Source organism: Peptoniphilaceae bacterium AMB_02 (assembly GCA_036321625.1).
Lineage (GTDB): Bacteria > Bacillota > Clostridia > Tissierellales > Peptoniphilaceae > Microaceticoccus > Microaceticoccus formicicus.
This window is the reverse complement of record CP143259.1, coordinates 1,496,183-1,523,170: the sequence shown is the minus strand read 5'-3', so window position 1 is coordinate 1,523,170 and position 26,988 is coordinate 1,496,183. Positions and strand designations below refer to the sequence as shown.

Genomic DNA, 26,988 nt, shown 5'->3' with positions numbered 1-26,988 from the left:
AATGAAAAATTTTATTGTAGGAACTGCCGGCCATATTGATCATGGTAAGACTACTCTTATCAGAGCACTTACCGGTAGAAATACTGATAGATTAAAAGAAGAACAAAAAAGAGGAATCTCTATAGAGCTTGGTTTCACTTATTTCGACCTACCAAGTGGACAAAGAGCCGGGATAATAGATGTTCCCGGGCATGAGAAATTCATTAGAAATATGCTTGCCGGTGTAGTAGGTATGGATGTTGTAATACTGGTTGTTGCTGCAGATGAAGGTATGATGCCGCAATCAAAAGAACATCTGGCAATCATGAATCTATTGGGAATAGAAAATGGATTTATCGTACTGACAAAGATAGATAAAGTAGAAGAAGAATGGCTTGAACTTGTAGAAGAAGAAACCATGGAAGAAGTAGAAGGTACCTTTTTGGAAGGCAAGCCCATTATAAGAGTATCTTCAACTACAGGTGAAGGTATTGAAAAAGTAAAACTGGAAATTGACAGAATTGTCAGTGCAATTGAAGAAGATAAAGTCGACGATATCCCAAGGCTTCCTGTAGATAGATCTTTCACAATCTCAGGATTTGGGACAGTGGTCACGGGGACACTCTTATCCGGTTCATTAAAAAACGGTGATGAGGTACAACTTTATCCATCCGAAAAGATTTCCAGAATTAGAAGTATACAAGTACATGACAGTGATGTTGAAATGGCTGAAAGAGGGCAAAGAGTTGCACTCAATCTTGCCGGAGTAAAGAAAGAGGAAGTTCCCAGAGGGATTATGATTGCACCGGAAGGGAGCATGGTTCCTACATCGCTGATAGATGTTGAATTAAAGACTATAGATTTGATGTTTGACATATCCAATAGAACCAGACTAAGACTATATATCGGTACACAGGAAGTTTTTTGTCGAGTAGTTTTATTGGATAGAGATGAAATGAGTTCAAATGATACAGCTATGGCTCAGCTTAGATTGGAAGAGGAGATTGTTGCCAGAAAAGGTGATAAATTCATATTAAGATTATTTTCACCTATGATAACCATAGGTGGAGGAAGGATACTCGACTCCAATCCAAGTAAGAAAAAGAGATTTAATGAAGATGATTTAAGACTTCTTGAAATTATGGGAAGTGGTGAATCTATTGATATTACAGAAGCCGTAATCAAAGAGCATAGCGCAAGTTACCCAAGTACTAATCAAATAGCAGCTCTTAGATCAAGTCATTTGGAACTTATTGAAAGTGAAATAGAGACTTTAGAAGCAGAGGGGAAGGTATCGGTCGTTAAACTGACCAAGGAAACTCATGTAATCCATACTGATTTCTTAAAGGACATAGTAGCCAAAATCGAAAGTGATATTGCAGAATACCACGATAAATACCCTCTAAGAATAGGAATGAGTAAAGAGGAAATCAGAAGTAAATATCTGGGAAAAACCAATAAAAGAGTTGGTGAATTATACCTGGATATTGTCACCGATAATTCAAAAGTGGAAGATAAAAACGAATATTTGGAAGCTTCAGAATTTTAAAATAGGGTATAATGAAAAACAGATAGAGATCAAAGATATAATAATGAAAGCATATGAAGGCGATGCAATAGTCAGTCCAAAGATAGAAGAGCTTTTTAAAGGTTCCAAGATACAAAAACCTGAGATTACCGAAGTCTTTAATTCTTTGGTAGCTTCTGGAACTCTGATAAGGCTGGAAGAAGATGTAATAATAAAATCGGAAAGCTTGAACTCTGCTATAAGCAATATAATAAAATGGCTTAAAGAGAGCGATGAAATAAGTATTTCTGAAGTCAGAGATAAGCTGAACACAAATAGAAAGATCGCCGTTGCAATCTTGGAGTTAATGGACAAACGAGGAATAACAACCAGAACTGATGAAGGACGTAAACTACTCTAGGAGGTATATTATGAGTCTTAATATAATACTGGTTAATCCGGATGAAGTTTATACCGAAGAATTAATATATAGCTTTGAAACGGAAAACTATCAGATTACCAAGGCTGTTACCGTAAAAGAAGCTATTGAGAAGATAAAAAAGCATGATTATGATTTAGCTTTAATAGATATGATATTTTCTGACGGTACAGGCCTCGATCTAAAGAAACAAATGAATGAAATAAAAAATATCCCGACTATAGTCGTTACAAAAGTTTCTGAGGATATTCAAAAAGTTTTAGCGCTTGAATACGGTGCCGATGATTATATAGTCAGACCATTCAATATATTGGAATTAAAAGCCAGAATCAGATCGGTTTTAAGAAGGGTTGGCGAATCTAAGAAAAGAGAAGAGGAAGCCAAGCTTAAAGCTCAAGTGATTGAAAGTGGAGACTTTGAATTCAATATAGTTGGAAGAAAAGTAAGACTTAGAGGTGAAGATATAGATCTTACAGGTAAGGAATTTGACCTTTTGTTTATACTTGCTTTAAATCCCGGACAAATATTTTCAAGGGAACAATTGGCAGAAAAGATTTGGGGAGAAGACTATGAAGGTCACCTTAGGACTGTAGATGTTCACATAAGAAGATTGAGAGAAAAAATCGAAAACGAAGAAGATGTAGAGCAGTATATACAAACCAAATGGGGAGAAGGCTATTACTTTGGAGACGAAATTTCTCAATAATTTTAAATAACATAGATTTTCATGGATTTTCCGGATAAATTAATAAAGGCGAGATAATCGCCTTTCTTAGAATTTTTTTAATACAAAAGTACCTGTTTTTATCTTGCATTTAATTCAATCTTAATGTATAATACATAATTGTGCTAATTGTATGGGGGTAGATGAGTCCTGGTGGGCTCTCTGGTCTTCAAAACCAGCGCGAGGGGTTCAGAGCCTCTTGGGTGAGTTCGATTCTCACGTACTCCCGCCATTAAAAAAGCTCCGAGATTTAAAATCTCGGAGTTCTTTTTTTATCTCACTTGTCCATTTCCAAGGATTATGAACTTTGTAGAAGTCAATTCTTCTAATCCTATAGGACCTCTTGCATGCAGTTTTTGAGTAGAAATACCCATTTCTGCACCCATACCAAATTCACCGCCGTCAGTAAATCTACTGGATGCATTAACATAAACACAGGCACTGTCAACAGCATCCAAGAATTTTAAGGAATTTTCGTAACTCTCGGTTACTATTACCTCTGAATGACCGGTACTGTATTTTCTAATGCATGTTATGGCTTCATCTAAATCATCAACCAGTTTCATCGAGAATTCATAATCCAAATACTCAGTATAGTAGTCTTCTTCAGTAGCTTGAACAGCACCTTTAATCAGAGGTAAAGCCTCTTCACTGCTATGGACAATAACACCGAATTCATCCACGATACTTTGTAGGCCGTCATAAAATTCCCTTCCAATACTCCTATGAACGAGCAATGACTCCATGGCATTACATACTCCTGTCCTTTGAGTCTTGGCATTTTTTATTATATTGAGTGCCATTTCAATATCTGCAGATTCATCTACATATACATGACAGTTTCCTGAGCCGGTTTCAAGTACCGGTACGGTAGAGTTTTCAACTACAGCTTTGATTAGACCACTGCTTCCTCTTGGAATTAGAAGATCCAGGTAATCGCTAAGCTGTATCAATGCCATCGACGACTCTCTATCTGTATTTTCGATTAGCTGTACATAATCAGGATTGAAACCCAACTCTTCAATGGTAAGTCTTATAATTTTAGCTATAGCAATATTAGTATTTATAGCTTCTTTTCCGCCTCTTAAAATAAGTGCATTAGATGATTTTAAACAAAGGATTGAGGTATCGAGAGTAACATTTGGTCTTGCTTCATAGATTATACCCACAACTCCCATCGGTACTGCTCTCTTTCCGATAAGAAGTCCATTCGGCAATCTCTTCATTTCCTTGGTATTTCCAATCGGATCCGGTAAATCGATGACAACATCGATGGAGCTAATCATACCGTCTACTCTGTCATAGTCAATAAACAATCTATCAAGTAGCGCACCTGAAAGTCCTGCTTCATTTCCCTCTCTCATATCGATCTCATTTGCTTTTACTATATCATCTCTATATTTGTGTAGATTTTCTTTAAGCCTCTCCAATATCCGGTTTTTTTGAACTGTAGTCAATCCTGCCAGTTCATAGGAGGCATCTTTAGCTTTTCTTCCAATATCGGTTAGCATTTTATATCAGCTCCTTTAAAGAGTGTTCCAGCTTCTTCACCCTCGAATATCTTTCTAATAATATCCATATTCTCACCATTAGCAATCATAGCGTCAATTCCTCTTTCCATACAGAGCATAGCACCATTTAGCTTGGTTACCATTCCTCCGGTGCCACGATTTGATGTTGACCCCGATGCCATTCCGAGTAAATCCTCATCTATCTTATCAACTTGTTTAATCAGTTGTGCATCCGGATTGACATTTGGATCACTGTCGTAGAGTCCGTCGATGTCAGAGAGCATAATCAATAGATCTGCATTGATAAGTCTGGCAACTACTGCAGATAGAGTGTCATTGTCACCGAACTCTATCTCGAAAGTACATACGGCGTCATTTTCATTGATAATTGGTATACAGTCCATTTTTAGTAGTTCATTAAAGGAATTAACTGCATTTTCACGCATTACAACATCTGTTTCAATCTGTTTTGTCAATAATAATTGGGCTACTTGGTAATTATGTTCTCTAAGTTCCTTATTGTAAGTATTCATTAGTGCAACTTGCCCAACAGCAGAAGCAGCTTGTTTTTGACTCGTGTTTTTAGGTCTCTCCTTCAAATTCAGGCATTTTGCACCTGCGGCTATTGCACCGGAAGTCACTAAAACCACTTCGACTCCATGATTTTTCAGATTGCTTAAGTTCCAGCATAAATCCGAAATTTTTGCAAGATTTATAGACCCATCTTCATGTGTAATGGAGGAGGATCCAACCTTGATAACTACTCTTTTTAATTCATCTTTTCTTCTTCTCATAATAATCATCACCCTCAATAATAAATTAAGTAACTCCAATTACTCTCATTTTATTTTTACGAGCAGGATTTAAGGAAAACTGTTTTCCTTATTATACTTCTAACTATTATACCATAAAGTTTTAAATTAGTAATATAATAGTGTGAATAATTAATAAAATTATCTTTAATCTATACATTTTAATAGATTATGGTATAATAGTTAAAAGCAAAAACATGAAGGGAGATCATGATGAAAAAAGAATGGGCATTGAGCAAGAATAAAGTATTAATCAATTTCTCTCAAAGGTATTGTGATACTGAGGAGACAGTATTAAATAGCGAAGGATTTAGATCAGTACTTGAACATTATTTAAGATATGCTGAGAAAAGAGAAAGCAGATCTTATAAATTTATAGTGGAATTACTAAAGGAAAGAGATCTGGATAAATTAATCTCTAAAATAACTCAGCTATGTAAGTTATTAGTAGTTATGGATGTTAGAGAAATCAACAATGGTTTTGATGAATTTGAAAATGTATATTCTAACAGAGAAAAACTTAGAAAATTTGTAGAGGAAGTTTATACATATTGGAGGAATTTAGAGAGATATGCCATAGTGCATGATGTTAAAATCACTGACGGAATTCTAAATACCTCTTTTATGGAAGCTAAAGAAAAATTCGACAAATTGATGATTACACTATATAGAAAAATAACCAATAATATCTCATTAACTACCCCGACGGTTTATAGACAGGTACCTGCCGGAGCTAATGTCGGTATGATTGTATATGATGCAATTTGGCCGGTTCCAAAAGGGTATGAGATACTTCAGGACATCCCGTTTATCAAGGAGATAGTTCTTCAATCGCCTTTCATTACCTATCCTAAGAAGAATACAAGAGACGGTTATTTTGACGAGCTCGAAATCAATCCCCTTAGAAGATGTGGCATAAATGCAGACAGGTTTTTCTGCTATCCTGCAAAAGTAGGAAATCTATTAGCCTATGTATTTATAGAAAGGGATTACTTAACCCATGGAGTTTCATTGGCAAATCTATTCGAACTTCCAAAAGATTATGAAATCTCAGGATGCAAACCAAACCTATTATTGGTATTTGGAGCAGAAGACCATAGAGATGAAGTTGTAAGCGGATTCTTTGAGGATAAGGATAATGAGATCTTGGTTGGATATGTGAGTGCAGATGAGAAACATGACTATTTCGGTTATATGAAAAAGATGATACTTACACTTCATAATCTATACCAAATACGAAAAGGAAATCTTCCAATACATGGAGCTATGGTCCATATTGAACTGAAGGATGGTAGCAAAGCCAATGTAGTAATCGTTGGAGACTCAGGTGCTGGCAAGAGTGAGAGCATTGAAGCGTTCAGGGGACTTGCCAACGAATATATTTCTGACATGACAATAATCTTTGACGATATGGGTACCTTCGTGCTCGAAAGAAATGTTATAAAAGGTTATGGAACAGAAATCGGAGCATTTGTAAGGCTCGACGACCTAGAAGCCGGTTATGCATTTAAAGAATTGGATAGATCTATATTTATGAATCCTGACAGGATTAATGCCAGACTTATCACTCCTGTAGCAACATATGAAGAGATTTCAAAAGGTCATCCTATAGACTTATTATTGTACGCTAATAATTATGATGCAAAAGACGAGAATGAAAGTGCGGTAAGTATTTTTGATGATGAAACGGATGCTAAGGATTTGTTTGTAGCGGGAATGAGAATGGCCAAGGGAACTACTACTGAAAACGGCCTGACCTCATCTTTCTTTGCAAACCCATTTGGACCACATCAGAGAAAAAAGGAAACATTGAAATTAATCGACAAGTATTTTGACGTACTTTTCGAAAATAATATACCAATAGGAGTATTGAATACTCAATTGGGAATCGTCGGAATGGAAAAAGAAGGACCAAGAAGAGCGGCTATAGATTTGTTTGAAACAATCAAGAAATATAACCGCAAGTAAGGAGTTGTTATATATGAAAATATCCGATAGAGTTAATTCAATGCAGTATTCTGCTATTAGAAAATTAGTTCCATATGCTGATATAGCAAAGAAGAACGGTAAAAAAATATATCATCTTAATATTGGAGTACCCGATGTAGAAACACCTGCTGAGTTTTTAGAAGCCGTTAGGGATATAGATATGAAGACAATAGTATATGCCCCTGCAAAGGGTTTGGATGAACTTAGAAGTGCTATAAGCAGGTATTACTCATCTCTCGGTCTTGATTTTGAAACCGAAGAGGTTGCAGTAACTATTGGCGCAAGTGAAGCACTGTTATTTTCACTTTTGATGACAACGGATGTGGGCGACAATATACTTACTACTGATCCTTATTACTCAAATTACGACTCCTATGTAATTGAAGCAGGTCTTAGTATATCAACTTTCCCAACGGATATAGAGAATGGATTTGCACTTCCTGAATATTCTGTGATGGAGAAAGCTGTTCAGGAGAATACAAAAGCAATTCTGCTCTGTAATCCCGGGAATCCGACGGGGGTTGTCTATTCTAAAGAAGAGCTTGAACGAATAGCAAAACTGGCAGAAGAACACGACTTATTTATAATTGCCGATGAAATCTACAGAGAATTCATATATGACGGAAGGAAATTTACAAGCTTTTACGATATAGAGAGGATTAGAAACAGAACTATAATCCTGGACAGTATATCTAAGAGGTTTAGTGCATGTGGTGCGAGAATAGGAGCCATTATGTCCAAGAATGCCGATATAATGGCAGCTGCATTCAAACTATGTACAGCCAGGCTTGCAGCACCTTATATTGAACAAATAGGAACAGTTGCACTGTATAATATGCAAAACAATTATCTAAAGGATGTTAATGAAGAATACAATAAGAGAAGAGATTTGATTTATAGTGAACTTCAAAAAATAGAAGGTGTTAAAACATATAAATCTGAAGGAGCTTTTTATACCATAGCTGAACTTCCGATAGAAGATACGGATGATTTTGCGCAGTGGTTGTTAACTGATTTTGAAGACAGTGGAGAAACTGTCATGGTGGCACCTGCAAGCGGCTTTTATCGTGAAATCCAAAGGGGAAAATCACAAGTCAGACTCGCCTTTGCAGTTTCAGAGGATAAGATAAAAAGAGCTATTGAATTATTAAAGCTCGGAATTGAAAAATATAAAGAGAAATAGTCTTTGCCCATGTTCCGGTTGGAATATGGGCTTTTTTTATACCTGATTATTCAAAAGTTTAGGGTATATATAGTAAAGGAGGTGAAAAATTAGACTCGATATTACTTTTCTTAATAATAGCATTGTTAATAAATATCATTTTAGTCTTTATAATCATAAAACAAAAGATAAAAATTAATCATTTAGAATACGAGTATGAAAGAAGTCAGAATACCGGAAGAGGTAGCAATCTATTTAATCGTCAAGAGGATTTAAATAATAGAAATACTTTAAATCAGAATACCCTAAGAAATCAAAGCAGAGCTAATGTATCGCATACCTCAGGTATACATCTAACTGATGATGTAATGAATGATTTAATACGATTAATAGAGAAAAAGGAAATGATAAGCGCAGTTAAACTTGTTAGAGAGCATAGTAAAGTAGGACTAAAAGAAGCCAAGGACTATGTTTTTGGACTGAGAGATAAATAGAATAGAAATCTATTGACCGATTCGGTTTATTGGGATATAATAAAATAAACCGAATCGGTTTATGTGTTTAAGGGGTGATACTTATTTATACTAAATTTTTGACGATTCCGGAAGATAAACAGGATAGGATTATTAGAGCCGCACTTGGCGAGTTTGGCAGGTACGGTTATGCTAAGACTTCTGTAGAACAAATTGCAAAAGCTGCAGGTATTTCGAAGGGGATGGTCTTTCATTATTTTGGTACAAAAGCCGGACTCTATGAATACTTAATAGAATACTGCGACAGGTATATTGACGAGTATTATCAAAACTCGGATGAGTTTATTGAAGATGTAGACTATATTGAAATGTACAGAATTATTACAAAAATTAAGCTTAAAGCTTACACGAGAGACCGAAGTGTATTTGAATTTCTCACTATGATATTTTTGCATCCTGAAAATTCAAATGTAACTGAAAAAGTTACAGAATGTGTATCTGAGATGGCAAAGAAAAGAGAAGTAATACTTTCTAAAATAAGAAATTCTAAGGTTGATTCTTGCTTTAGAAGTGATATTAAGCCTGAAGATGTAAAGAGGTATATCAATTGGTTAATAGAAGGTTATTCTCAAGAACTGATAGCACTGATTGGAGACAAACCTTTAGCTGAACTCGAAGATGATTATCTTTGGGATGAATTTGATGAAATTATGCTAAATCTAAAGAAGATATTTTATACTCATGAAGGGGGTAGTGGTGATGTCGATGATTAGTATGGAAAAAGTAGTTAAGAAATTTGGGAGAGTTACTGCACTTAATGGACTGAATTTGGTCGTCAATCCCGGAGAGATACATGGATTTATCGGACCTAATGGTGCGGGCAAGACTACGGCAATTAGGGTTATAATGGGACTGATAAAAGCTGATGAGGGCACCACCACTGTATTTGGGAAAAATGCATGGACTGATGCTGTTGAGATACACAAGAGAATAGCTTATGTGCCTGGTGATGTAAACCTATGGCCAAATCTTACTGGGGGAGAGGTTATAGACCTGTTCATAAGGCTTAGAAGCGGTAATGGAGAGAAATACACGGACAAACTTTTAAAGGATTTTGATTTGGATCCAAGTAAAAAGTGTAGGACATATTCAAAAGGAAACAGACAAAAAGTAGCTCTAATAGCAGCTTTTGCATCTGATGCAGACCTGTATGTACTGGATGAACCTACATCAGGACTGGATCCACTGATGGAATCGGTATTTCAAAGCTATGTAAAAGAAGCAACTGATGCAGGTAAGAGCGTGCTTCTTTCAAGTCATATACTGTCTGAAGTTGAAAAACTATGTAATAAAGTCAGTATTATAAGAAAGGGTGAGATTATTGAAACTGGAACACTTAGCGAATTAAGGCATTTAACCAGAACAAATATTCACGTAGTGACAAAAAAACCGATAGATGAACTATCTCAGATCGAGCATCTTTATAATTATAGAACTGAAGGAGAAGGTGTCAGCTTTAGCGTAGATGGAGAGAATATCGGAAATATTATTTCAAAACTTTCCGCATATGATATCGTAAACCTGGAAAGCATGCCACCAACACTGGAACAATTATTCATGAGCCATTATTCGGGAGGGGATAGTAATGCTAAGTAGGGACTCCTATAAAAATGCAACTACCTTGTCCGGATTTATACTAAGGAGAGATAGGATTAGACTACCTATCTGGATAATTGTTACTGCTCTTTTTATGATACTTCTAGTACCGGTTTTTGATAATATGTTCATTACAACAGGTACCGATAGAACTGTAATGGTTGAGTTAATGAAAAATCCGGCGATGATAGCTATCGTTGGACCTGTATACGGTGAAGCAAACTATACTTTAGGTGCAGCATATGCAAATTATATGCTCGTGTTTTCGGTAATGATTGCAGGGATTATGAATATATTTCTAGTCAATAGACATACCAGACAAGACGAAGAATTAGGCAGATTGGAAGTTGTAAGATCACTGCCCGTTGGTAGACTTGCCAGTCCTTTGGCAGTCATTGCAGTTGCAATATTGGCAAATATGGTACTTACCATATTGACATTTATTGGGTTAGTCGCAATTAGAGGAGAGGGGATGAGTACTGTTGGCTGCTTAGTATTTGCAAGTTCCTTGGGAGTAATAGGGATGTTCTTTGCAGCATCAACTCTTCTATTTTGTCAGTTGACGGGAAACAATAGAACCGCTATGGGAATGTCCTTTTTCTTTATGCTATTTATATATGTACTAAGAGCTCTAGGTGATGTGGGCAATGAAGTTTTATCACTTATCTCTCCTCTGGGTTTAATACTGAGAACTGAGAACTTTGTAAATGATTATTTTTGGCCGATTATCGTCTTAAAAATAATTACAATAATAGTTATTCTAATCGCATTATATATCAATAGTAAAAGAGATTTAGGCAGTGGTGTTTTTGCTGTAAGAGCCGGACGAAGGCATGCCGGTCCATTATTAAGAGGACCTCTATCACTTGCACTAAAACTACTGAAGACCTCAATAATTATCTGGGCATTTACTATCTTTCTACTAGCTGCCATGTATGGATCGGTATTTGGAGATCTGGAAGGCTATATTCAAAGCAGTGAAATGCTTAAAGCAATTTTCGATCAATCAAGTGGAGCTTCTTTTACGGAACAGTTTACTGTTCTATTGATTGCTATAATGTCATTGTTAGGATCCATACCGATTTTAAACTTCATACTTAGGCTTTCTACAGAAGAAAAAAGCGGTATGATGGAGAATGTACTAACTAAGGCAACTTCCAGAAATGCACAGATGGCTTCATACCTCAGCATTGCAATTGTGACCTCGGTTCTATACCAAATTATATCGGCCTATGGCTTTTGGGTAGTAGGTTCTGCTGTAATGCCGAATATTACACCATTAAAAGATTTTATAATTGCTGCACTATTGTACTTGCCGGCGATTTGGGTATTAATCGGACTTTCATGTCTTTTAATAGGACTTGTACCAAGACTTACATCCCTCTCTTATCTCTATCTTGGTTATTCCTTTATAGCGGTATACTTCGGAACAATTGCAGGTTTTCCTGAATGGATTAGGAAACTAACGCCATACGGATATGTATCAGGGCATCCTCTGGAGGAGATTAACTGGACTAATCAGGGAGTTTTACTAATAATTTTTGTTCTGTTGACAATTATAGGCTTTATTTCCTACAGAAAGAGAGATTTACAGCAGGGGCATTAAAATAAAAGGCAAATCAATTCATTTGATTTGTCTTTTTTGGTGAGAATTATAAAAAGACGAAAACCAATGGCATTTCGTGTTATAATTAATTTAGGTATTAGATGGAGAAAAAAATGAAGAGAGAACATTATATTAAAATCATAGCACCTGTATTTATTACACTACTGTTATTTGCTACTCAAGTAGTTTATATCGGTGTTTTTATGCATTTATTTAGCTCTCCATGGAAATATGTTCTGGCTATGATTCCACTGTTTTTTATAGGAGTAAGCCTTAACAATTTATTCGAAAGAATTAAGGAAATAAGGAGCGGAGAAGAAGATGATATTAGTAAATACTGATTTTGTAAGCGGAAAAGAGTTGGAAACAATTTCAATCGTTAAAGGAAGTACGATACAGTCTAAAAATCTAGGCAAGGATATCAGCCAGGGTTTTAAGACACTTATAGGAGGGGAACTAAAGGCCTATACTCAAATGATGGACGAAGCGAGAGCCATTGCTACAAAGAGAATGGTAGAAGAAGCAGAAACACTTGGTGCAGATGCTATAATAAATATCAGATATGCATCATCAGCTATAATGCAAGGAGCTGCAGAAGTAATAGTCTATGGAACAGCTGTAAAATTTGTATAGTAGGATAATAAAAATTTTAGGAAATTAAACTGATTTTTAAGATGATGAAAAATAAAAAGTGTCAGAAACCTAACTGTTCTGACACTCTTTTATTATTCATCAACCTCTTCTTTATTATTATCTTCTTCATCAACATCTGATACTTCATCATCAGATTCTTCCATCATTTCATTTTCGATTTCAATTTCCTCGCCGGTATTTTCGATTTCAAGCTGTTCATCAGTTTCAGGATTTTCAATAAAATCTGTAAGCATTTCTTTTAAGTATCTATCGAATGCATCTAAAAATCTCTCCAGGTACTGAGTCATAATTCTACCATTGTAGTATCCATTTAAAAGATTTATTTCGAAAGGATAAACCTCCTTAACTGCATCAAATACTTTCATTATATCAAAACCGTCGATTTTATTGGATGTACAGAAACCTGAGAACTCGCCTTCATTCTTTGCTACAATTGAGATACTTGCAGGTAATAAATCGATAAAATCAGTCAAATCAGCTATATCAAGATCTTGAACATAGTGATTTACTATGGAATAGTCTTCTATATTGTAGCTTGGTATTTCAAGTTCATTTATATAAGACATGTAAACAAAATTTCTCAGTTCCGAAAGTTCAGAATGTAATGATTCGCTTTCATTTACAAGTTGTTTAATAAACGAAATAACAGAACTATCATCTACATTTAAAAGAGTTCTTATCTGTCTAATATAATTCATCCTATCAAATAGATAATCCATGGCTCTTTTTCCTGCCAGTAAATAAATATCCAGCAATCCGTCGTTTAGCTTGTAAGAAGTGATTACCGTAGATTTTATCTCGGAAGTATTGGTAGGTACCGGGGAAAGCAGCTTAATAGTACCTAGTGAATCAATGGTAGCAGAATACTCGTCTTTTATTTCCGATATCTTTATGTCCAGGGAATTATCAATTATAGAATTTACTACCTTCATTACTGATGTCAGCATTTTTTTGATATCTACAGAGCTGTCGATGAGATCAACTGATATCCGCATTTGATTCTCATCGATAGTAATGCTTTCAGTATCAATAGACAGTAGCTTACTAAAAGCCAAACTGTATATAATGGCAGCTCCATATTGCTGCATAATATCAAGTCTATGGCTTAAGTCAACATTTTGTACGAAATTTGATTTTCGTGACTTTTCTTCAAGCACATGGTAAATCTCGCCTTCTTCTACATATACTTCCGTTACAGGAATATCATCAAAGGTACCTATATCAGAAGGAATCACTCCTGGAGCCTGTGGTGAGAAAATAGTCTCATTCGTAGATAGATGCAATTTATTTTTTAATGTTTTTCTCTTTTTAACAGTTACATTCATTGTATTTAAAAATGGAAATTCGAAATATAGCTTCATCTATTTCACCTCTATGTATAATATGTGTTTATATCGTTCTAAATCGGTTAAAATCTATTTTTATTGTATCATATTATAACTGATATGACTATTAAGTCTATGTACTAAATATAGTTAATTATTGGAAAGTTTATTTCCCAATGAATGATATAATCATAGATAGTATTAATACTGGAGTGATTAGATGAAGAGATTTATGGAGATTAGTGCAATCGGAATTTTTCTAGGTTCACTTACATCCTATTATTTAGAGATCAATTACATATGGCTTATCGCAATACTCTTCGCATGTGCGGCATTATTTCTTTATTCCAGAAGTGAATTATTACTGTTTTTCGCTGTTTCATTTTCACTGGGACTCCTAATTATGAATCTGTCCGAGAACAGCTCTATACTTGAAGACTATGATAAAAAGACAGTTGATATAATTGGAACCATAGAAGAAGTGATAAAAACCGAAGATGAATACTCCTCCTATTATATAAAAATATCATATGTGGGTGACAGAAAAGTTAATGAAAGATGTTTATTGTACCTTAAAGGCGAATCCAAGCTAGAGATAGGAACCACAATAAAGGCATTTGGAAAAATTAGGACAATAGCTGAATCGGGGAACCCAAAGCTTTTCAGCTACAGAGATTATTTAAAAGTAAGGAGAATTTCGACCGGTATAAGTGTAGATGAGAAAGACATAAAGAAGCTCGATATAGAGCCAAGCATAGGACTTAGAATCAGGAGAAGTGCAGAAGATTTTATATCAAGCAATCTACCTCTTGGCATGTCAGAAGAAGCTTCAAATCTTATGACGGGCGTAGTACTCGGTAAAAACACAGATGAGGGAGGCAGTGTTAAGTCTTTTAGGAAACTCGGATTATCTCATTTATTGGCAATCAGCGGTTTGCATATGGGAATTATTTGTGTATTTATTTTAAGTATATTCAGACTTATAGGGATAAAAAGAAACTATTCACTGATAATAACTCTGGCCATCTTAGCGATTTACTTACATATTATAGCCTATAAGGCTTCTGCAATAAGAAGTTTTTTAATGATAAGTATAGGAATGTCGGCTTCCATACTGCATAAGGGCTATAATCCAAGAAAATCACTGGCCTTTGCAGTTTTTTTTATAGTCCTTTTAAATCCATATAGAGTACTGGATATTGGACTTCTAATGTCAATTATGGCAATGATAGCTATTATATATTTCTATCCTGATTTCAATATAATAGATACAGCGGATTTTGAAATTATGACGAGCTTTAAAATGCTCATAATCATAAACTTGGCACTATTCCCGCTCATAATATTCTATTACAATGAATTCAATTTGTTGACGCTGCTTGCCAATTTATTAGTAGTCCCACTTTTTACTATTGCTCTGGTCTCGGTATTTATTAAACTGCTAGTATCTTTAATCTCAACCACGCTATCATTTATCCTCGGGAATTTTATAGATACCATCATTGGTATAATTGAATCAATAATAAAGTCTATGGACTTTATCGAGTTTACTAATCTTAAAATGGCGTCCCCGGGCTTAGAGTTAATTGCATTATATATTTTGATGATTTTAATATTTACAAGAAGGTATGAATTTAGAAATCTGAGTTATGGATTTAAATCTAATATAATCAAAGTTTTTATATCTTTATTAATGGCGTTTAGTATTACAAATATCATCCTGGATCCTCTCTATATAGATTTTATAGATATAGGACAGGGGGATGCAGCTCTCATAAGAACTAAAGCTCATTCAGCCATGATAGACACAGGCGGTCATTATGACGGTTCAGACAGGGTATACGAATATATTTTAAAACCATACTTAATAAAAAACGGAGTCCCATCAGTTGACCTTGTTTTCATATCTCATGACGATGCAGATCACAGTGGTAATCTAAAGTACATGTACCAAGAAAACAGAGCCCATAATATTTTGAGTTCTGACGATTCAATAACTGAAAGATTCGATAATGCTTTTGGTTTATATACCGGAAACAAATTCACTATTGGAAATGCATTGATAGATGTGGTAAATGATGGTAGAACCGGGATATCTTCGAATAACAGATCCAATGTTTTAAAATTATCACATCACCATCTATCGATACTGTTTACAGGTGATATAGAAAGTGAGTCGGAATCTAAATTAGTTAAACATGATATTAAGGCAGATATATTAAAAGTTGCCCATCACGGCTCTGATACATCTTCCGCAAGAGATTTTTTAAAGAAAGTTTCCGCAAGTAATGCTATAATATCAGTTGGAAGAGACAATCCTTATAATCACCCGTCGAAGGCTGTGTTAAATGATTTAACAGACTTAAAATCCAGGATTTACAGAACTGATGAGGACGGTAGGATAAGGATAATTTCAACCAGAATGGGTTATCAAATAGAAAATCATCTACCGAGAAAGAAAACTGCAGTGGATTATCTGACGGAGCCATCTCTGTACTTAGGGTTACTGTATTTCTACACGCTTACGAATTATTTTTGTACTAGTTTTAAATTTGAAAAATGGAGAAAATTATGAATTATATAGAAGCTATCGGCATGCTTGAAAAAAATGAATTACACGGACTTGTAATAATCTATGGAGAAGAGGAATTTCTTATAGACTATTTTATCGATGTAGTAAAAACAGAAACTTTGACAAGCGGTTTTGAAGATTTTAATTATGAAAAAATTGAATTTAAGGAACCTAAGATTTCAACAATCATAGAATCCTGTGAGACTATACCTTTTGGCGGTGGATATAGAATAGTAGAAGTGAGAGGACTTGATCTATCTAGAGACGGAATGAGTAGGTACAAGGACTTTTATGATGAACTGGCTACATATGCTGATGAACTCGATGATAGCGTAATCCTCATCATAGTCTCAGAGTCCGGGAAATTGTTTAAAGGCGGATTTTACAAAAAGATTTCCAAATCCTCTTTAATTTTTGAAATGTCTAAATTAAACAGGAAAGAATTCTACGGTTTTATAGCCAAACAAATAAATTCAAAAGGAATAAAAGTAAAAACCGATATTTTAAACTATATCATCGATAGAACAGGATACTTAAACTCGGACTTGAACAAAAATCTTTACGATATTCAAAACGAACTGGATAAATTGACCTCGTCTATAACAAGTGGTAAAAGATTAGATAAGGCTGCAGTAGACTCCTTATTGGTTACCAGCGTAGAAAAGAATATATTTGAAATGACGGACGCAATATGTATGGGCAATACTACAAAGGCAATTAATTCTTTTCTAAATCTAAATACGGGCAAAGATGATAATTACCTTGCTTTTTATATGATTATCAGATTATTTAGAAACCTGCTCTATATTAAGGAATATAAAATTAAAAATTATAAAAATCCCGACATTATGAAAAAATTGGGAATAAGCAGCTTTGAATTTGGTAAGCTGAACGGATTTGAAGCCAGAATAAATAGAGAAACAATTTTTAATATTTACACGGAACTATACGATATAGAGGTAAACTTAAAGTCTTCAGTAGGGGACTTCGAAAACAATATGCTGTATTTAATATCGAGGATTACTACTGAATTAAGAAAGTAATGCCGGAAATAGAAAAAACTTCCTGCTGGAAGTTTTTATGCTATTTCTTTTGATTTGTTATTTAACTTATGAGATAATTTTCTCATTTGTCTCGCAGCAGCGTTCTTGTGTAGAATATTTTTAAGTGCAGCTTTTTTAAGCTTTTTATCTACAACTTTTAATAATTCTCTTGCTTCGTCTAGTTTGCTATCTTCAATTGCAAGATTTAATTTCTTAATATAGGTCTTGAGTTCTGATTTGATGCTCTTATTTATATCATGTTTAGTCTTATTAACTTTAATTCTTTTAAGTGCTGATTTTATATTAGCCATTATTTCACCTCCTCAAGTTTAGCATAAGTATTCTATCATGAAAGGTTGAAAATAGCAAGATAAAATATTAAGAAATTAAAAAATTCAAAGATCTTAAACTTCATTCATTAATTATTTATAGCTTGAAAAGTGTCCTTATGGTATAATCTCAATGTAATATTAATAGAATTTAATTAGTTTATAATATAATATATACTGAAGTAATGGATAAAATATGGGGGAAAATTATGGAAGGAAAAGAGTATGACATCAATAAAACTAAAAATGATGAATCGCTGGGCTCATGGCTTAGAAGATTGGTTATTTATGTAATTATAGCCTTGATACTAAGGTTTTTCGTTTTTAATATAACACTTGTAGACGGTAAGTCCATGTTTCCGACATTGGATGATGGAGACAGATTAATAACCGAAAAAATTTCTTTAAATTGGAGAGAAGTAAAGCGTGGAGATATCTTAGTTATACATGCACCTGATAAAGTAAATCAGAACTATATAAAAAGAGTAGTAGCTGTTGCGGGAGACCGTATTGAACTGATAGACGGTAAGGTTTATTTAAATGGTGAGGTCTTGAACGAAAAATACGTCATAGATAATCCGACGCATCCTTACAGAGATATTTCTTCATGGGATATAGAAGAGGGACAGGTGTTTGTAATGGGTGACAACAGGGGCGCAAGCAACGACAGTAGGTCATTTGGACCGATAGATGTAAATCAAGTGATGGGAGTTTCGATATTTAGATTATTCCCATTCAGCAAATTTGGAATATTAAATTAGGGGGATTAATTTGAAAGTAGAAAGAAAAAATATTAGAAATTTCTCCATAATTGCACATATAGATCATGGAAAATCAACATTGGCGGATAGATTGATAGAGTATACCGGGATGTTGACTAAAAGAGAAATGGAATCGCAAGTACTGGACAGTATGGACCTCGAAAGAGAAAGAGGAATAACCATCAAGCTTAAAGCAGTAAAATTATTCTATAAAGCTCAAGATGGTGAAACATATATGCTCAATCTTATAGATACTCCGGGTCATGTAGACTTTACATACGAAGTATCCAGAAGTTTGGCAGCTTGTGAAGGAGCCATACTAGTAGTAGATGCTACTCAAGGAGTAGAAGCTCAGACTCTGGCAAATGTCTATTTGGCTCTAGACCAGGATTTGGAAATACTTCCTGTCATCAACAAGATAGACCTGCCTTCATCCGATATAGACAGAGTTAAAGAAGAAATAGAAACTATAACCGGCTTTGACACTGAAGGCATACCGCTAATCTCTGCAAAAGAAGGCCTCAATATAGTGGATGTACTTGAAGATATAGTAAAAAATGTTTCTGCTCCTGAAGGAGATATAAATGCTCCTTTAAAAGCTCTTATCTTTGACTCCTATTATGACTCTTACAGAGGTGTAGTTGCATTCGTAAGGGTAATGGAGGGCAAGATAGAACCGGGCATGGAGATTAAAATGATGTCGACCGGAAAGTCTTTTGAAGTAACAGAAGTCGGATACAATGCATCGGGTAGAGTGGATTTGGATGTACTTGAAGCAGGAGATGTTGGATATGTAGTTGCCAGTATTAAAAATGTAAAAGATGCAAGGGTCGGAGATACAATAACAGACAAAAATAATCCGGCCGAAGAAATGCTACCCGGATATAAGAAAGTTACCCCGATGGTTTACTGCGGAATCTATCCGGCGGAAGGCGAGGAGTTTTCAGATGTTAGGGAAGCTCTAGAAAAACTTCAGGTAAATGATGCTTCCATAGTTTTCGAACCTGAAACATCTGTTGCACTCGGATTCGGTTTCAGATGCGGATTCTTAGGACTTCTTCACATGGAAATCATACAGGAAAGACTGGATAGAGAATTTGACTTAAACATCATAGCTACAGCACCTTCTGTAATCTACAATGTCTATAAAAAAGACGGCACGATGTTGACGATTCAAAACCCGAGTAATCTACCTCCTGAAACGGAGATTGAATACATGGAAGAGCCAATAGTGGATGCGCATATCATGACACCAAGTGACTATGTCGGTCCTATTATGGAACTTTGCCAGAATAAAAGAGGAACCTTTATAAATATGGAATACCTCGATGCAAAAAGAGTCACTCTGAATTATGTGCTTCCGCTAAATGAAGTAATATATGACTTTTTCGATTCTCTTAAATCAAAGACTCAAGGTTATGCGTCTCTAGACTACGAGCTTAAAGGATATCAAAGAGCTGAACTTGAAAAACTCGACATCCTAATAAACGGAGAATTGGTAGATGCTTTTTCACTTATAGTTCATGAGGAGAAAATATATGAAAGAGCCAGAAATATAGTCGAGAGACTTAAGGATGAAATCCCAAGACACCAATTTGCAGTACCTATCCAAGCTGCCATTGGTTCAAAAATCATTGCTAGAGAGACTGTAAGAGCTCTAAGAAAAGACGTATTGGCGAAATGTTATGGTGGGGACATATCCAGAAAGAAAAAACTATTGGAAAAACAAAAAGAAGGAAAGAAGAGAATGAGACAGATTGGATCTGTGGAAGTACCTCAGCAAGCTTTCCTTGCGGTATTGAAATATGATGAAAAATAATGAAAAGAGGCGTTTATTCGACGCCTTTTTGCTTACTCAAAAGAATAAACCCAAAGGATTATATGTACATTTTCCTTTTTGCAGCTCAAAATGCTATTACTGCGACTTTTTGTCTTATCAAAATCAAGAAAAGAGAATGAAACCGTACTTGGAAGCTCTTAAAAGGGAAATAGTAATTTACAATACTGACGAGAAAATACCTGTCGACACCATTTATCTGGGAGGAGGAACACCTTCATATATTCCGGTTGAGTTGATGGCTGAAATTATGAAATCCATCAAAGATAATTTTGAGGTCTCAAGTGAAAGTGAAATCACTATCGAAATAAATCCTGAGCACCTCACTGACGAAGCTATTAATAGCTATTTGAGCATGGGAATAAATAGAGCGTCGGTGGGAGTACAAAGCTTTAATGACAGGCTGTTAAAAGTACTGGGAAGATCTCATGACTCAGAAACAGCAGTAAGTAGTATTTTAAATTTAAGAAAATTCGGATTTAAAAACATCAGTATAGATATAATAAATGCAATTCCAACTCAAAATATAGAAGAGAGCTTGGAGGATATTAAAAAGGCAATAGAATTATCTCCGAAACATCTGTCTCTATACAGCTTAATACTCGAACCTAACACTCATATGTCGAGACTCGTAAACATAGGCCAATTGGAACTTGTAGATGAAGAGACGGATAGAGAAATGTTTTATGCTGCATCTGAATTATTATCAAAATCAGGATACGACAAATACGAAATATCGAATTTTGCCAGACCGGGCTTTGAATCAATTCATAATACCAAGTATTGGAAACTCGATGAATATATAGGACTGGGTTTGGGAAGTTCATCCTTCTACAATTCTTACAGATACAGCAATATAGTAAATATCAATGAATATCAAAAACTAAGCGGCACGGATAAACCTATAGAAGAGAGAGAATTGATGGACTATGACTCTCTAAAAACAGACTATATCTTAATGGGGCTTAGACTCGTCGAAGGTATTAATTTAAAAGAATACATTAAAATCTTTGGCGTAGATTTTTATAGTGAATATAAAAAGTATATTGATCTTTTTATAAGAGAAGGACATATGTTTATGACCGATGAAAGAATTGCATTTACCCCAAGCGGGATGGATATATCGAATAGATTTTTTGTTGAAATAGTTTGAGTAAAATTATAAAATATTTATGTACAATTAATTATTTTGATTTAATTATCATAGGAGTTGGTAATTATGCATATAGCAGTGATCGATGATGATAATTCTATCATCTTAAAGAGTTATGAGATAATAAATCAATACTCAGTTGAAAAACACCTAAATATCTCGGTTGATGGCTTTAAATCAGCGGAGGATTTTCTAAATTCATATAAAGCAGAACTGGAACAGAATCCCAGCTTTAAATACGATGCCATGTTCCTTGATGTTGAAATGGGAGAGTTAAACGGAATAGAACTTGGACACAAATTAAGGATTGAACTTAATAACTACTACACTCAAATAATCTACATTACAAGCCATGCCGGCTACATGCCAAAGGCTTATGATAATTGGGCTTTAGGCTATATTGTGAAGCCCTTTGATAGTGAAAGCATCTATAAAGAACTGGATAAACTAATGAATATTATAGTTAGTAGTGATTTAATATATACATTTGTAGAAGACAGAATAGAAAAAAAGGTATTGGTTAAGGATATAGTTTATTTCACCGTCAACGTGAGAAGGGTATCGCTTATAACCATAGATGCAATCTATGAGTTCAATGGAAGTCTGAGTCATGTTTGCAGCGAACTTCCTGAGGGAAAGTTTCTTAGGATCAACAAAAACACAGTAGTCCAAATCGGTCAAATCTCAGGCATGACCAGTGACAGAGTCATACTAAAAAATGGTGAATCTTTCGAGATAGGCAGAAAATACTATCATGATGTAATGGAGAGAATAGAATGAATCAGTTTACAATGTTTTTTCTAGCTTTTCAGGTAATTGGAACTTTAATACTAATGCTTACTATGGATGCAATATTGATTGAGTCAAAGGGCATTAAATATAAGGTTTTGTATTATACTATACACCTCTTTATTAATACACTTGTTTTCTTGCTTGTTAAAATACCTATAATACAATTTATTACTACTTCTGCTTCCATATATTTATTAACCTATGTCTATGTTTGTGACATCTCCATGAGAATAGATACAGCAATTATTATATTGACTACTTTAACTGTATCTGAATTCTTAATGGTGCTGATTTCGGGGGTCTTTGATTTTTATTGGTTTAGAACACCACAAATAGAAACATATTTTGCCTTTATATTAGTCTTAATACTTAGACTGCTGATATATTTTCTTATAAAAAGATTTAAAATATATGGAATCAAGAACATTGAAAAGAATCCTAGACGAATAATGTTATTACTTCCATATATTTTAATAACTGTACTGACAATTATTATGATTCAATCTTTGGAACATCCTATAACCAGGCTATTGATAGGATCATTGGGCTTGATGATTATAATAATAATTCTTTATAGTTATAGTTTGATAATTAAATCCACAAAAGATAAGTATGAAATGGAATTTATTCGCATACAAAATGAGCTTTATAAAAAAGAATTGGATCTTATGAATTATCAAAATGAAAAGACTATGAAATTGAGACATGATTTTAAGAATATGGTAATAATGATAAATGACTTGGTAGAAGGTAATAAAATAGATGAAATACAGCAGGTATTGAATAAATACTATATATCTGAATTAGGAACTTCGTATGTAAATACCTCAAATAGGGATGTAGACAGTTTGCTCAACTATAAAATAGGTGAAATGAAGAAACAGGATATAAAGCCTAATCTGGACATACTTGTCCCTGCTAATCCGTTTATGGATGCATATGATTTTTTTGTACTGTTGGGAAACCTTTTAGACAATGCTATTGAGGCAAACCTAAAACTAAAGGTCAATAGATGGATAGATATAAGAATAACACTTAAAGAGCAGCTGCTAATCATAGAAGTTACTAATCCTGTTAAACATGATTTAGAAATAAAAGACGCAAAGTATATCACAACGACTAAAAATGATACAGGGCATGGCTACGGTTTAAAAAGGATAGACGAAATAGTAAAAAAATATAATGGTACATTTGTACTTGTGCAAAACGACCATACTTTAAATGCAAAAATAAAACTAATTATCAATACTTAGTAATTATAAAAAAAGAGGAGAAATTTATAAAAAAGAGGAGATTCGAAAAAAATCCTCTTTTTTGCGTTTAATGACAACTAAAAAGCATCTTATGACAAGTCAAGAATAGTAACATACATATTATGTTATACTAAAATTGAAATTAAATAAGCTTTGAGGTGATGTAATGTTTTACTTCAGTTCATTAATAATTAAACTATTAGAATTGATTTTTATAATAGCTTCCAAGAAGTACATGTATAGCTATTGCATATCAACCTAAATTCCCTAAAAATTAATGCAAAGCTGGTTTAGATATCTGATAAATAATAATCTGCTAGATGCTAGAGATATAAATAAAATAGAATATGCTATTGAAAGCCTTGGGCTTACATTATTGAATTTATTCTTGATTTTAATTATTTCGAGATTTTTGGGAATTGCTGGGAAAACGATACTTCTTATTGTTTTCATCTACCCTTTGAGGTCCTATACAGGTGGCTATCATGCAAAAACGAGGACTGTATGCACTATACTATCTGTTATATCAATAATCTTATGTTCTTTTATTATTGATAAAGTAATTTTCTTCACGTCTTACTATTCCTTGTTTACTCTAGTAACACTTATTATAGCCATTCTAATATATAGGGTATCTCCCAGGGTGAGTCCTAATAAACCTTTGACAGATGAAGAGATAGTGAATTCAAAGAATATGGTAGGACTGATATTAATACTAGACTTAGTATTATATTTTTTGTTTATGAAAATCAGAATTGTTGCAGCCGCTGTTATGGTTTCTTTTGGATTGGTTTATATACTACTTGTTTTAGATAAAATAAAATCTAGTTTAAGAAGTAAGGAATTTACTTAAAAACAAAGAAATGGGTGAAATTATGATTATTGTTAGGTATAAGAACGGAGATTGAATAGGCGAGGTGGATTAGATAGGTTGTCCTAAATATGGCAATTAAAAGGAAAATTTAGAAAAACAAAAATAGTTAAATATTTTAGAATAGTTAAATATTTTAGATTGGGAGGGATTAAATGACTAATGAAAGTGCATTAAAAGAAAGAGCTATAGAATCTTACCTTTGGTTACCTTTTGGGGGGCTAATTTTTATGCCTTTGGCAGCAGTTTATACTTTTGTATACCAAAAACAATCGATTTATACATCAGCATCAATAGGTATTTTAGTACCATTTATTGGTTTTTTACTTTTTGCATTGCCTTGTATATTTGTAACACGTAAAATCCCGCCATTTTTAAAAGGAAAATATAAATATATATCACTATTATGTGTAGTAATTACAATTGCTATAGTATGGGCAAATAGAACAAATGAAGAAATTCCAAGATACAGATTAGAAGATACTTTCAGTTTATTGAAAAATAACGATGAGATAGCACTGATATTTACATCTGTAAACTGCAAATACTGTAAAGATATGAAGAATATTTATCATAGAGTAGCGAACAAACATAAAAAATATCCTATAGCAGAGGTTGACTTAACAGGTAAAGTAGAAAGTGATTTATTAGAGTTCCATAATAAATATAAGATAGAAAATATAAGTCATATACCGGTAATCATTAAATTCAAAGGAGGAGAAGAAATTAAAAGGTTGGTAGGCATGCAAAAATATTCTCTAGTAGATGATTTTATTAAGAATGGGAGTGTAGATAAATGAAAAAATTACTGTCAATAATTTTAGCTCTAATAATCGTTTGTGCAAGTAGTGAAGCTTATGCTACTACGAAAATACGTGGGATAAAAAAATTTGTAGACAGAGAAATTCATAAAAGTGGATATAATCTAGAAAGCAGAATTCTAACAGACGAAGAAAGTGATAAATTATATGAAAAAGTTATGAATAATGAGAATTCAAAGGAATTCAAAGAAAAATTAGCAGACAATAAATATGCAAATATTGAACGTCAAGATATTGAATCAATTATAATAACTGATAAATTAACGAACGACAAGGTAGTGCTCCTTCATAGACTTTTCCAAAATAATAGTGGGGATATAGTGTTTGTACAATTTATGTACTTACCGGACCTTGACTATTTAGTATCTCATATATCTAATAAAATATGCCTGACTGAAAATGCAATTGAAGAGTTTTCTTCGGGAGTGTATATTGCCATTGATGAGAAAGGAAATATCACTGGTTATGATATTGGGCAAAGATTTACATGGCCTTCATTTCCACAAACTCTTTGCTGGATGGGTGAAGCATTAGCATGTGGGGTGTACTGTGGAGCCATAGGCGTCGTAAATATACCTGCTGGAGCAGTCTGTGGGGTTGTGTGTGGTGGCTTATTTTTAGTAGCTTGCTCAGGATTCTAAGTGTCATAGATATACTTAGCTTACTCTAGGCACATCTATTTATAACCGTTCTGATTTATCGTTTATTTCCCAGGGTGAGAACTAATAAACCTTTGACAGATGAAGAGATAAAGAATTCAAAGAATATGGTAGGACGGATATTAATACTAGACTTAGTATTATATTTTTTGTTTATGAAAATCAGAATTGTTGCAGCCGCTGTTATGGTTTCTTTTGGATTGGTTTATATACTACTTGTTTTAGATAAAATAAAATCTAGTTTAAGAAGTAAGGAATTTACTTAAAAACAAAGAAATGGGTGAAATTATGATTATTGCTAGGTATAAGAACGGAGATTGAATAGGCGAGGTGGATTAGATATCGGATATAATAAATAACAATGAAAGGAGAATTAAATGAAAAACAAAAGAGTAATAAGCTTAGTATTAGTAATGGTTATTTTGTTTGCAGGCGCATTGAATGCAAAAGCGGCGACATATTATGCTTTTGAGTTTTACTTAAGAAGTGGTGAAACAAAGAGCACAAATGCAGTATTAAAAGAAGATAATCTTACAGGATTAGTAGTTATGACTGCATCTAATCTTAATGGAGGAGCTATAAATTTTAGAATAAGAACATCTTATGGAGCTTATGCTACTGAGTATGTCACCTTAACAGGCAATGCGAGACGAGATTTAGCTTATCTACCTGGAATGAATATACCTGGGGCTGCATATAGGTTATATACTAACCCTGATGTTATCTATAATTCAATGTATGCGAGAGGCTACTGGGCACCTTAAACAAATATTATTAAAAAACAAGCAGACGACGTGTTAATTTGTTGTCTGCTTGTTATAAGGAGCGTATATGAAAAAACTAATTATAACAATAGCACTCATACTTAGCTTAACAGCTTGCTTACCTGAAGCTATGAACGGTAATAGTAATGATGTAGAGAAAGAAGTTAAAAAAGAACAAAGCAGTAATACTCAAAAACAAGACAAACAAACAGAAGTTTTTGACACGAACATAGATACAAGTAGTTTAGAAAAAAAGATTCAGCAAAGACATACAAAATAAACTTTTTAAAGCATGA

28 protein-coding genes and 1 tRNA gene are annotated in these 26,988 nt (G+C 33.9%); 25 read left to right on the top strand and 4 right to left on the bottom strand.

Going from position 1 to position 26,988, the window contains the following annotated elements:
- Position 1 precedes the first annotated feature (1 nt).
- The 4 genes from selB (at position 2) to VZL98_07430 (ending at position 2,881) form a co-directional block, all read left to right on the top strand.
- A complete protein-coding gene (gene selB, locus VZL98_07445) occupies positions 2-1,528 on the top strand; it encodes a selenocysteine-specific translation elongation factor (GenBank protein WVH62531.1) in 1,527 nt (508 codons plus the stop codon).
- Between the two features lie 43 nt (positions 1,529-1,571).
- Positions 1,572-1,907 carry a SelB C-terminal domain-containing protein gene (locus VZL98_07440; GenBank protein WVH62530.1) on the top strand — a complete coding sequence of 112 codons (336 nt, stop codon included), beginning with the start codon at positions 1,572-1,574 and terminating at the stop codon, positions 1,905-1,907.
- Positions 1,908-1,917: 10 nt separating this feature from the next.
- A complete protein-coding gene (locus tag VZL98_07435) occupies positions 1,918-2,631 on the top strand; it encodes a response regulator transcription factor (protein ID WVH62529.1) in 714 nt (237 codons plus the stop codon).
- Positions 2,632-2,784: 153 nt separating this feature from the next.
- Positions 2,785-2,881 (top strand) — tRNA-Sec (locus VZL98_07430).
- Between the two features lie 40 nt (positions 2,882-2,921).
- On the opposite strand, the gene VZL98_07425 is transcribed toward VZL98_07430, so the two are convergent.
- Positions 2,922-4,160, bottom strand: coding sequence for a glutamate-5-semialdehyde dehydrogenase (locus tag VZL98_07425; protein ID WVH62528.1), 1,239 nt, complete (start codon positions 4,158-4,160; stop codon positions 2,922-2,924).
- Complete coding sequence (gene proB, locus VZL98_07420) at positions 4,154-4,954, bottom strand: glutamate 5-kinase (GenBank protein WVH62527.1); 801 nt, start codon at positions 4,952-4,954, stop codon at positions 4,154-4,156. The genes VZL98_07425 and proB overlap by 7 nt, the downstream gene beginning before the upstream one ends.
- A 231-nt stretch (positions 4,955-5,185) precedes the next feature.
- On the opposite strand from proB, the gene VZL98_07415 reads away from it, so the two are divergent.
- The 8 genes from VZL98_07415 (at position 5,186) to VZL98_07380 (ending at position 12,491) form a co-directional block, all read left to right on the top strand.
- The gene (locus VZL98_07415; protein ID WVH62526.1) at positions 5,186-6,940 is read left to right on the top strand and encodes a phosphoenolpyruvate carboxykinase; all 1,755 of its coding nucleotides are present in this window, start codon (positions 5,186-5,188) and stop codon (positions 6,938-6,940) included.
- A gap of 13 nt (positions 6,941-6,953) precedes the next feature.
- Complete coding sequence (locus VZL98_07410; GenBank protein WVH62525.1) at positions 6,954-8,144, top strand: pyridoxal phosphate-dependent aminotransferase; 1,191 nt, start codon at positions 6,954-6,956, stop codon at positions 8,142-8,144.
- Between the two features lie 122 nt (positions 8,145-8,266).
- The gene (locus VZL98_07405) at positions 8,267-8,617 is read left to right on the top strand and encodes a hypothetical protein (GenBank protein WVH62524.1); all 351 of its coding nucleotides are present in this window, start codon (positions 8,267-8,269) and stop codon (positions 8,615-8,617) included.
- Positions 8,618-8,715: 98 nt separating this feature from the next.
- The gene (locus VZL98_07400; protein WVH62523.1) at positions 8,716-9,369 is read left to right on the top strand and encodes a TetR/AcrR family transcriptional regulator; all 654 of its coding nucleotides are present in this window, start codon (positions 8,716-8,718) and stop codon (positions 9,367-9,369) included.
- The gene (locus tag VZL98_07395; protein WVH62522.1) at positions 9,356-10,252 is read left to right on the top strand and encodes an ABC transporter ATP-binding protein; all 897 of its coding nucleotides are present in this window, start codon (positions 9,356-9,358) and stop codon (positions 10,250-10,252) included. Before VZL98_07400 ends, VZL98_07395 begins: the two co-directional genes overlap by 14 nt.
- Positions 10,242-11,858: a hypothetical protein gene (locus VZL98_07390; protein WVH62521.1), complete on the top strand. Its 1,617-nt coding sequence runs from the start codon at positions 10,242-10,244 to the stop codon at positions 11,856-11,858. The genes VZL98_07395 and VZL98_07390 overlap by 11 nt, the downstream gene beginning before the upstream one ends.
- A 113-nt stretch (positions 11,859-11,971) precedes the next feature.
- The gene (locus tag VZL98_07385; GenBank protein ID WVH62520.1) at positions 11,972-12,199 is read left to right on the top strand and encodes a hypothetical protein; all 228 of its coding nucleotides are present in this window, start codon (positions 11,972-11,974) and stop codon (positions 12,197-12,199) included.
- The gene (locus tag VZL98_07380) at positions 12,180-12,491 is read left to right on the top strand and encodes a YbjQ family protein (protein ID WVH62519.1); all 312 of its coding nucleotides are present in this window, start codon (positions 12,180-12,182) and stop codon (positions 12,489-12,491) included. Before VZL98_07385 ends, VZL98_07380 begins: the two co-directional genes overlap by 20 nt.
- Positions 12,492-12,583: 92 nt before the next feature.
- Here the strand turns inward: VZL98_07380 and VZL98_07375 are convergent, their stop codons facing one another.
- On the bottom strand, positions 12,584-13,873 hold the full coding sequence (locus tag VZL98_07375; GenBank protein ID WVH62518.1) for a hypothetical protein: 1,290 nt from the start codon (positions 13,871-13,873) through the stop codon (positions 12,584-12,586).
- Positions 13,874-14,057: 184 nt separating this feature from the next.
- Between VZL98_07375 and VZL98_07370 the strand changes: the two genes are divergently transcribed.
- Positions 14,058-16,412 carry a DNA internalization-related competence protein ComEC/Rec2 gene (locus VZL98_07370; protein ID WVH62517.1) on the top strand — a complete coding sequence of 785 codons (2,355 nt, stop codon included), beginning with the start codon at positions 14,058-14,060 and terminating at the stop codon, positions 16,410-16,412.
- Complete coding sequence (gene holA / locus VZL98_07365) at positions 16,409-17,452, top strand: DNA polymerase III subunit delta (GenBank protein ID WVH62516.1); 1,044 nt, start codon at positions 16,409-16,411, stop codon at positions 17,450-17,452. Before VZL98_07370 ends, holA begins: the two co-directional genes overlap by 4 nt.
- Before the next feature lie 35 nt (positions 17,453-17,487).
- Here the strand turns inward: holA and rpsT are convergent, their stop codons facing one another.
- The gene (gene rpsT / locus VZL98_07360; protein WVH62515.1) at positions 17,488-17,763 is read right to left on the bottom strand and encodes a 30S ribosomal protein S20; all 276 of its coding nucleotides are present in this window, start codon (positions 17,761-17,763) and stop codon (positions 17,488-17,490) included.
- Between the two features lie 227 nt (positions 17,764-17,990).
- On the opposite strand from rpsT, the gene lepB reads away from it, so the two are divergent.
- The 11 genes from lepB to VZL98_07305 all read left to right on the top strand — a co-directional run bounded on the left by lepB (position 17,991) and on the right by VZL98_07305 (position 26,972).
- Complete coding sequence (lepB, locus tag VZL98_07355; protein WVH62514.1) at positions 17,991-18,542, top strand: signal peptidase I; 552 nt, start codon at positions 17,991-17,993, stop codon at positions 18,540-18,542.
- A gap of 10 nt (positions 18,543-18,552) precedes the next feature.
- Positions 18,553-20,361 carry a translation elongation factor 4 gene (gene lepA, locus VZL98_07350; protein ID WVH62513.1) on the top strand — a complete coding sequence of 603 codons (1,809 nt, stop codon included), beginning with the start codon at positions 18,553-18,555 and terminating at the stop codon, positions 20,359-20,361.
- On the top strand, positions 20,351-21,532 hold the full coding sequence (hemW, locus tag VZL98_07345; GenBank protein WVH62512.1) for a radical SAM family heme chaperone HemW: 1,182 nt from the start codon (positions 20,351-20,353) through the stop codon (positions 21,530-21,532). The genes lepA and hemW overlap by 11 nt, the downstream gene beginning before the upstream one ends.
- A 66-nt stretch (positions 21,533-21,598) precedes the next feature.
- Positions 21,599-22,312: a LytTR family DNA-binding domain-containing protein gene (locus VZL98_07340; protein WVH62511.1), complete on the top strand. Its 714-nt coding sequence runs from the start codon at positions 21,599-21,601 to the stop codon at positions 22,310-22,312.
- Positions 22,309-23,577, top strand: a complete 1,269-nt coding sequence (locus tag VZL98_07335; GenBank protein ID WVH62510.1) for an ATP-binding protein — start codon at positions 22,309-22,311, stop codon at positions 23,575-23,577. The genes VZL98_07340 and VZL98_07335 overlap by 4 nt, the downstream gene beginning before the upstream one ends.
- A gap of 277 nt (positions 23,578-23,854) precedes the next feature.
- Positions 23,855-24,430 (top strand): accessory gene regulator B family protein, encoded by a 576-nt coding sequence (locus tag VZL98_07330; protein WVH62509.1) that lies wholly within the window; start codon positions 23,855-23,857, stop codon positions 24,428-24,430.
- 173 nt (positions 24,431-24,603) lie between these two features.
- Positions 24,604-25,248 (top strand): thioredoxin family protein, encoded by a 645-nt coding sequence (locus VZL98_07325; protein WVH62508.1) that lies wholly within the window; start codon positions 24,604-24,606, stop codon positions 25,246-25,248.
- Positions 25,245-25,910: a putative immunity/bacteriocin fusion bifunctional protein gene (locus VZL98_07320; GenBank protein WVH62507.1), complete on the top strand. Its 666-nt coding sequence runs from the start codon at positions 25,245-25,247 to the stop codon at positions 25,908-25,910. Before VZL98_07325 ends, VZL98_07320 begins: the two co-directional genes overlap by 4 nt.
- A 41-nt stretch (positions 25,911-25,951) precedes the next feature.
- Entirely contained in the window at positions 25,952-26,194 is a 243-nt protein-coding gene (locus VZL98_07315; GenBank protein WVH64551.1) for a hypothetical protein, read from the top strand.
- A gap of 111 nt (positions 26,195-26,305) precedes the next feature.
- Entirely contained in the window at positions 26,306-26,692 is a 387-nt protein-coding gene (locus tag VZL98_07310) for a hypothetical protein (protein WVH62506.1), read from the top strand.
- Between the two features lie 67 nt (positions 26,693-26,759).
- Entirely contained in the window at positions 26,760-26,972 is a 213-nt protein-coding gene (locus tag VZL98_07305) for a hypothetical protein (protein ID WVH62505.1), read from the top strand.
- The last annotated feature ends 16 nt before the right edge of the window (positions 26,973-26,988 follow it).

What these genes read in the sequence shown, in the direction of transcription:
- VZL98_07320 (WVH62507.1), top strand. Translation starts at nt 25,245, where the DNA reads ATGAAAAAATTACTGTCAATAATTTTAGCTCTAATAATCGTTTGTGCA.
- VZL98_07330 (WVH62509.1), top strand. Translation starts at nt 23,855, where the DNA reads ATGCAAAGCTGGTTTAGATATCTGATAAATAATAATCTGCTAGATGCT.
- VZL98_07325 (WVH62508.1), top strand. Translation starts at nt 24,604, where the DNA reads ATGACTAATGAAAGTGCATTAAAAGAAAGAGCTATAGAATCTTACCTT.
- proB (WVH62527.1), bottom strand. Translation starts at nt 4,954, where the DNA reads ATGAGAAGAAGAAAAGATGAATTAAAAAGAGTAGTTATCAAGGTTGGA.
- rpsT (WVH62515.1), bottom strand. Translation starts at nt 17,763, where the DNA reads ATGGCTAATATAAAATCAGCACTTAAAAGAATTAAAGTTAATAAGACT.
- VZL98_07385 (WVH62520.1), top strand. Translation starts at nt 11,972, where the DNA reads ATGAAGAGAGAACATTATATTAAAATCATAGCACCTGTATTTATTACA.
- VZL98_07370 (WVH62517.1), top strand. Translation starts at nt 14,058, where the DNA reads ATGAAGAGATTTATGGAGATTAGTGCAATCGGAATTTTTCTAGGTTCA.
- hemW (WVH62512.1), top strand. Translation starts at nt 20,351, where the DNA reads ATGAAAAATAATGAAAAGAGGCGTTTATTCGACGCCTTTTTGCTTACT.
- VZL98_07380 (WVH62519.1), top strand. Translation starts at nt 12,180, where the DNA reads ATGATATTAGTAAATACTGATTTTGTAAGCGGAAAAGAGTTGGAAACA.
- VZL98_07335 (WVH62510.1), top strand. Translation starts at nt 22,309, where the DNA reads ATGAATCAGTTTACAATGTTTTTTCTAGCTTTTCAGGTAATTGGAACT.
- VZL98_07340 (WVH62511.1), top strand. Translation starts at nt 21,599, where the DNA reads ATGCATATAGCAGTGATCGATGATGATAATTCTATCATCTTAAAGAGT.
- VZL98_07415 (WVH62526.1), top strand. Translation starts at nt 5,186, where the DNA reads ATGAAAAAAGAATGGGCATTGAGCAAGAATAAAGTATTAATCAATTTC.
- lepB (WVH62514.1), top strand. Translation starts at nt 17,991, where the DNA reads ATGGAAGGAAAAGAGTATGACATCAATAAAACTAAAAATGATGAATCG.
- VZL98_07390 (WVH62521.1), top strand. Translation starts at nt 10,242, where the DNA reads ATGCTAAGTAGGGACTCCTATAAAAATGCAACTACCTTGTCCGGATTT.
- VZL98_07435 (WVH62529.1), top strand. Translation starts at nt 1,918, where the DNA reads ATGAGTCTTAATATAATACTGGTTAATCCGGATGAAGTTTATACCGAA.
- selB (WVH62531.1), top strand. Translation starts at nt 2, where the DNA reads ATGAAAAATTTTATTGTAGGAACTGCCGGCCATATTGATCATGGTAAG.
- VZL98_07440 (WVH62530.1), top strand. Translation starts at nt 1,572, where the DNA reads ATGAAAGCATATGAAGGCGATGCAATAGTCAGTCCAAAGATAGAAGAG.
- VZL98_07410 (WVH62525.1), top strand. Translation starts at nt 6,954, where the DNA reads ATGAAAATATCCGATAGAGTTAATTCAATGCAGTATTCTGCTATTAGA.
- VZL98_07425 (WVH62528.1), bottom strand. Translation starts at nt 4,160, where the DNA reads ATGCTAACCGATATTGGAAGAAAAGCTAAAGATGCCTCCTATGAACTG.
- holA (WVH62516.1), top strand. Translation starts at nt 16,409, where the DNA reads ATGAATTATATAGAAGCTATCGGCATGCTTGAAAAAAATGAATTACAC.
- VZL98_07375 (WVH62518.1), bottom strand. Translation starts at nt 13,873, where the DNA reads ATGAAGCTATATTTCGAATTTCCATTTTTAAATACAATGAATGTAACT.
- VZL98_07305 (WVH62505.1), top strand. Translation starts at nt 26,760, where the DNA reads ATGAAAAAACTAATTATAACAATAGCACTCATACTTAGCTTAACAGCT.
- VZL98_07310 (WVH62506.1), top strand. Translation starts at nt 26,306, where the DNA reads ATGAAAAACAAAAGAGTAATAAGCTTAGTATTAGTAATGGTTATTTTG.
- VZL98_07395 (WVH62522.1), top strand. Translation starts at nt 9,356, where the DNA reads ATGTCGATGATTAGTATGGAAAAAGTAGTTAAGAAATTTGGGAGAGTT.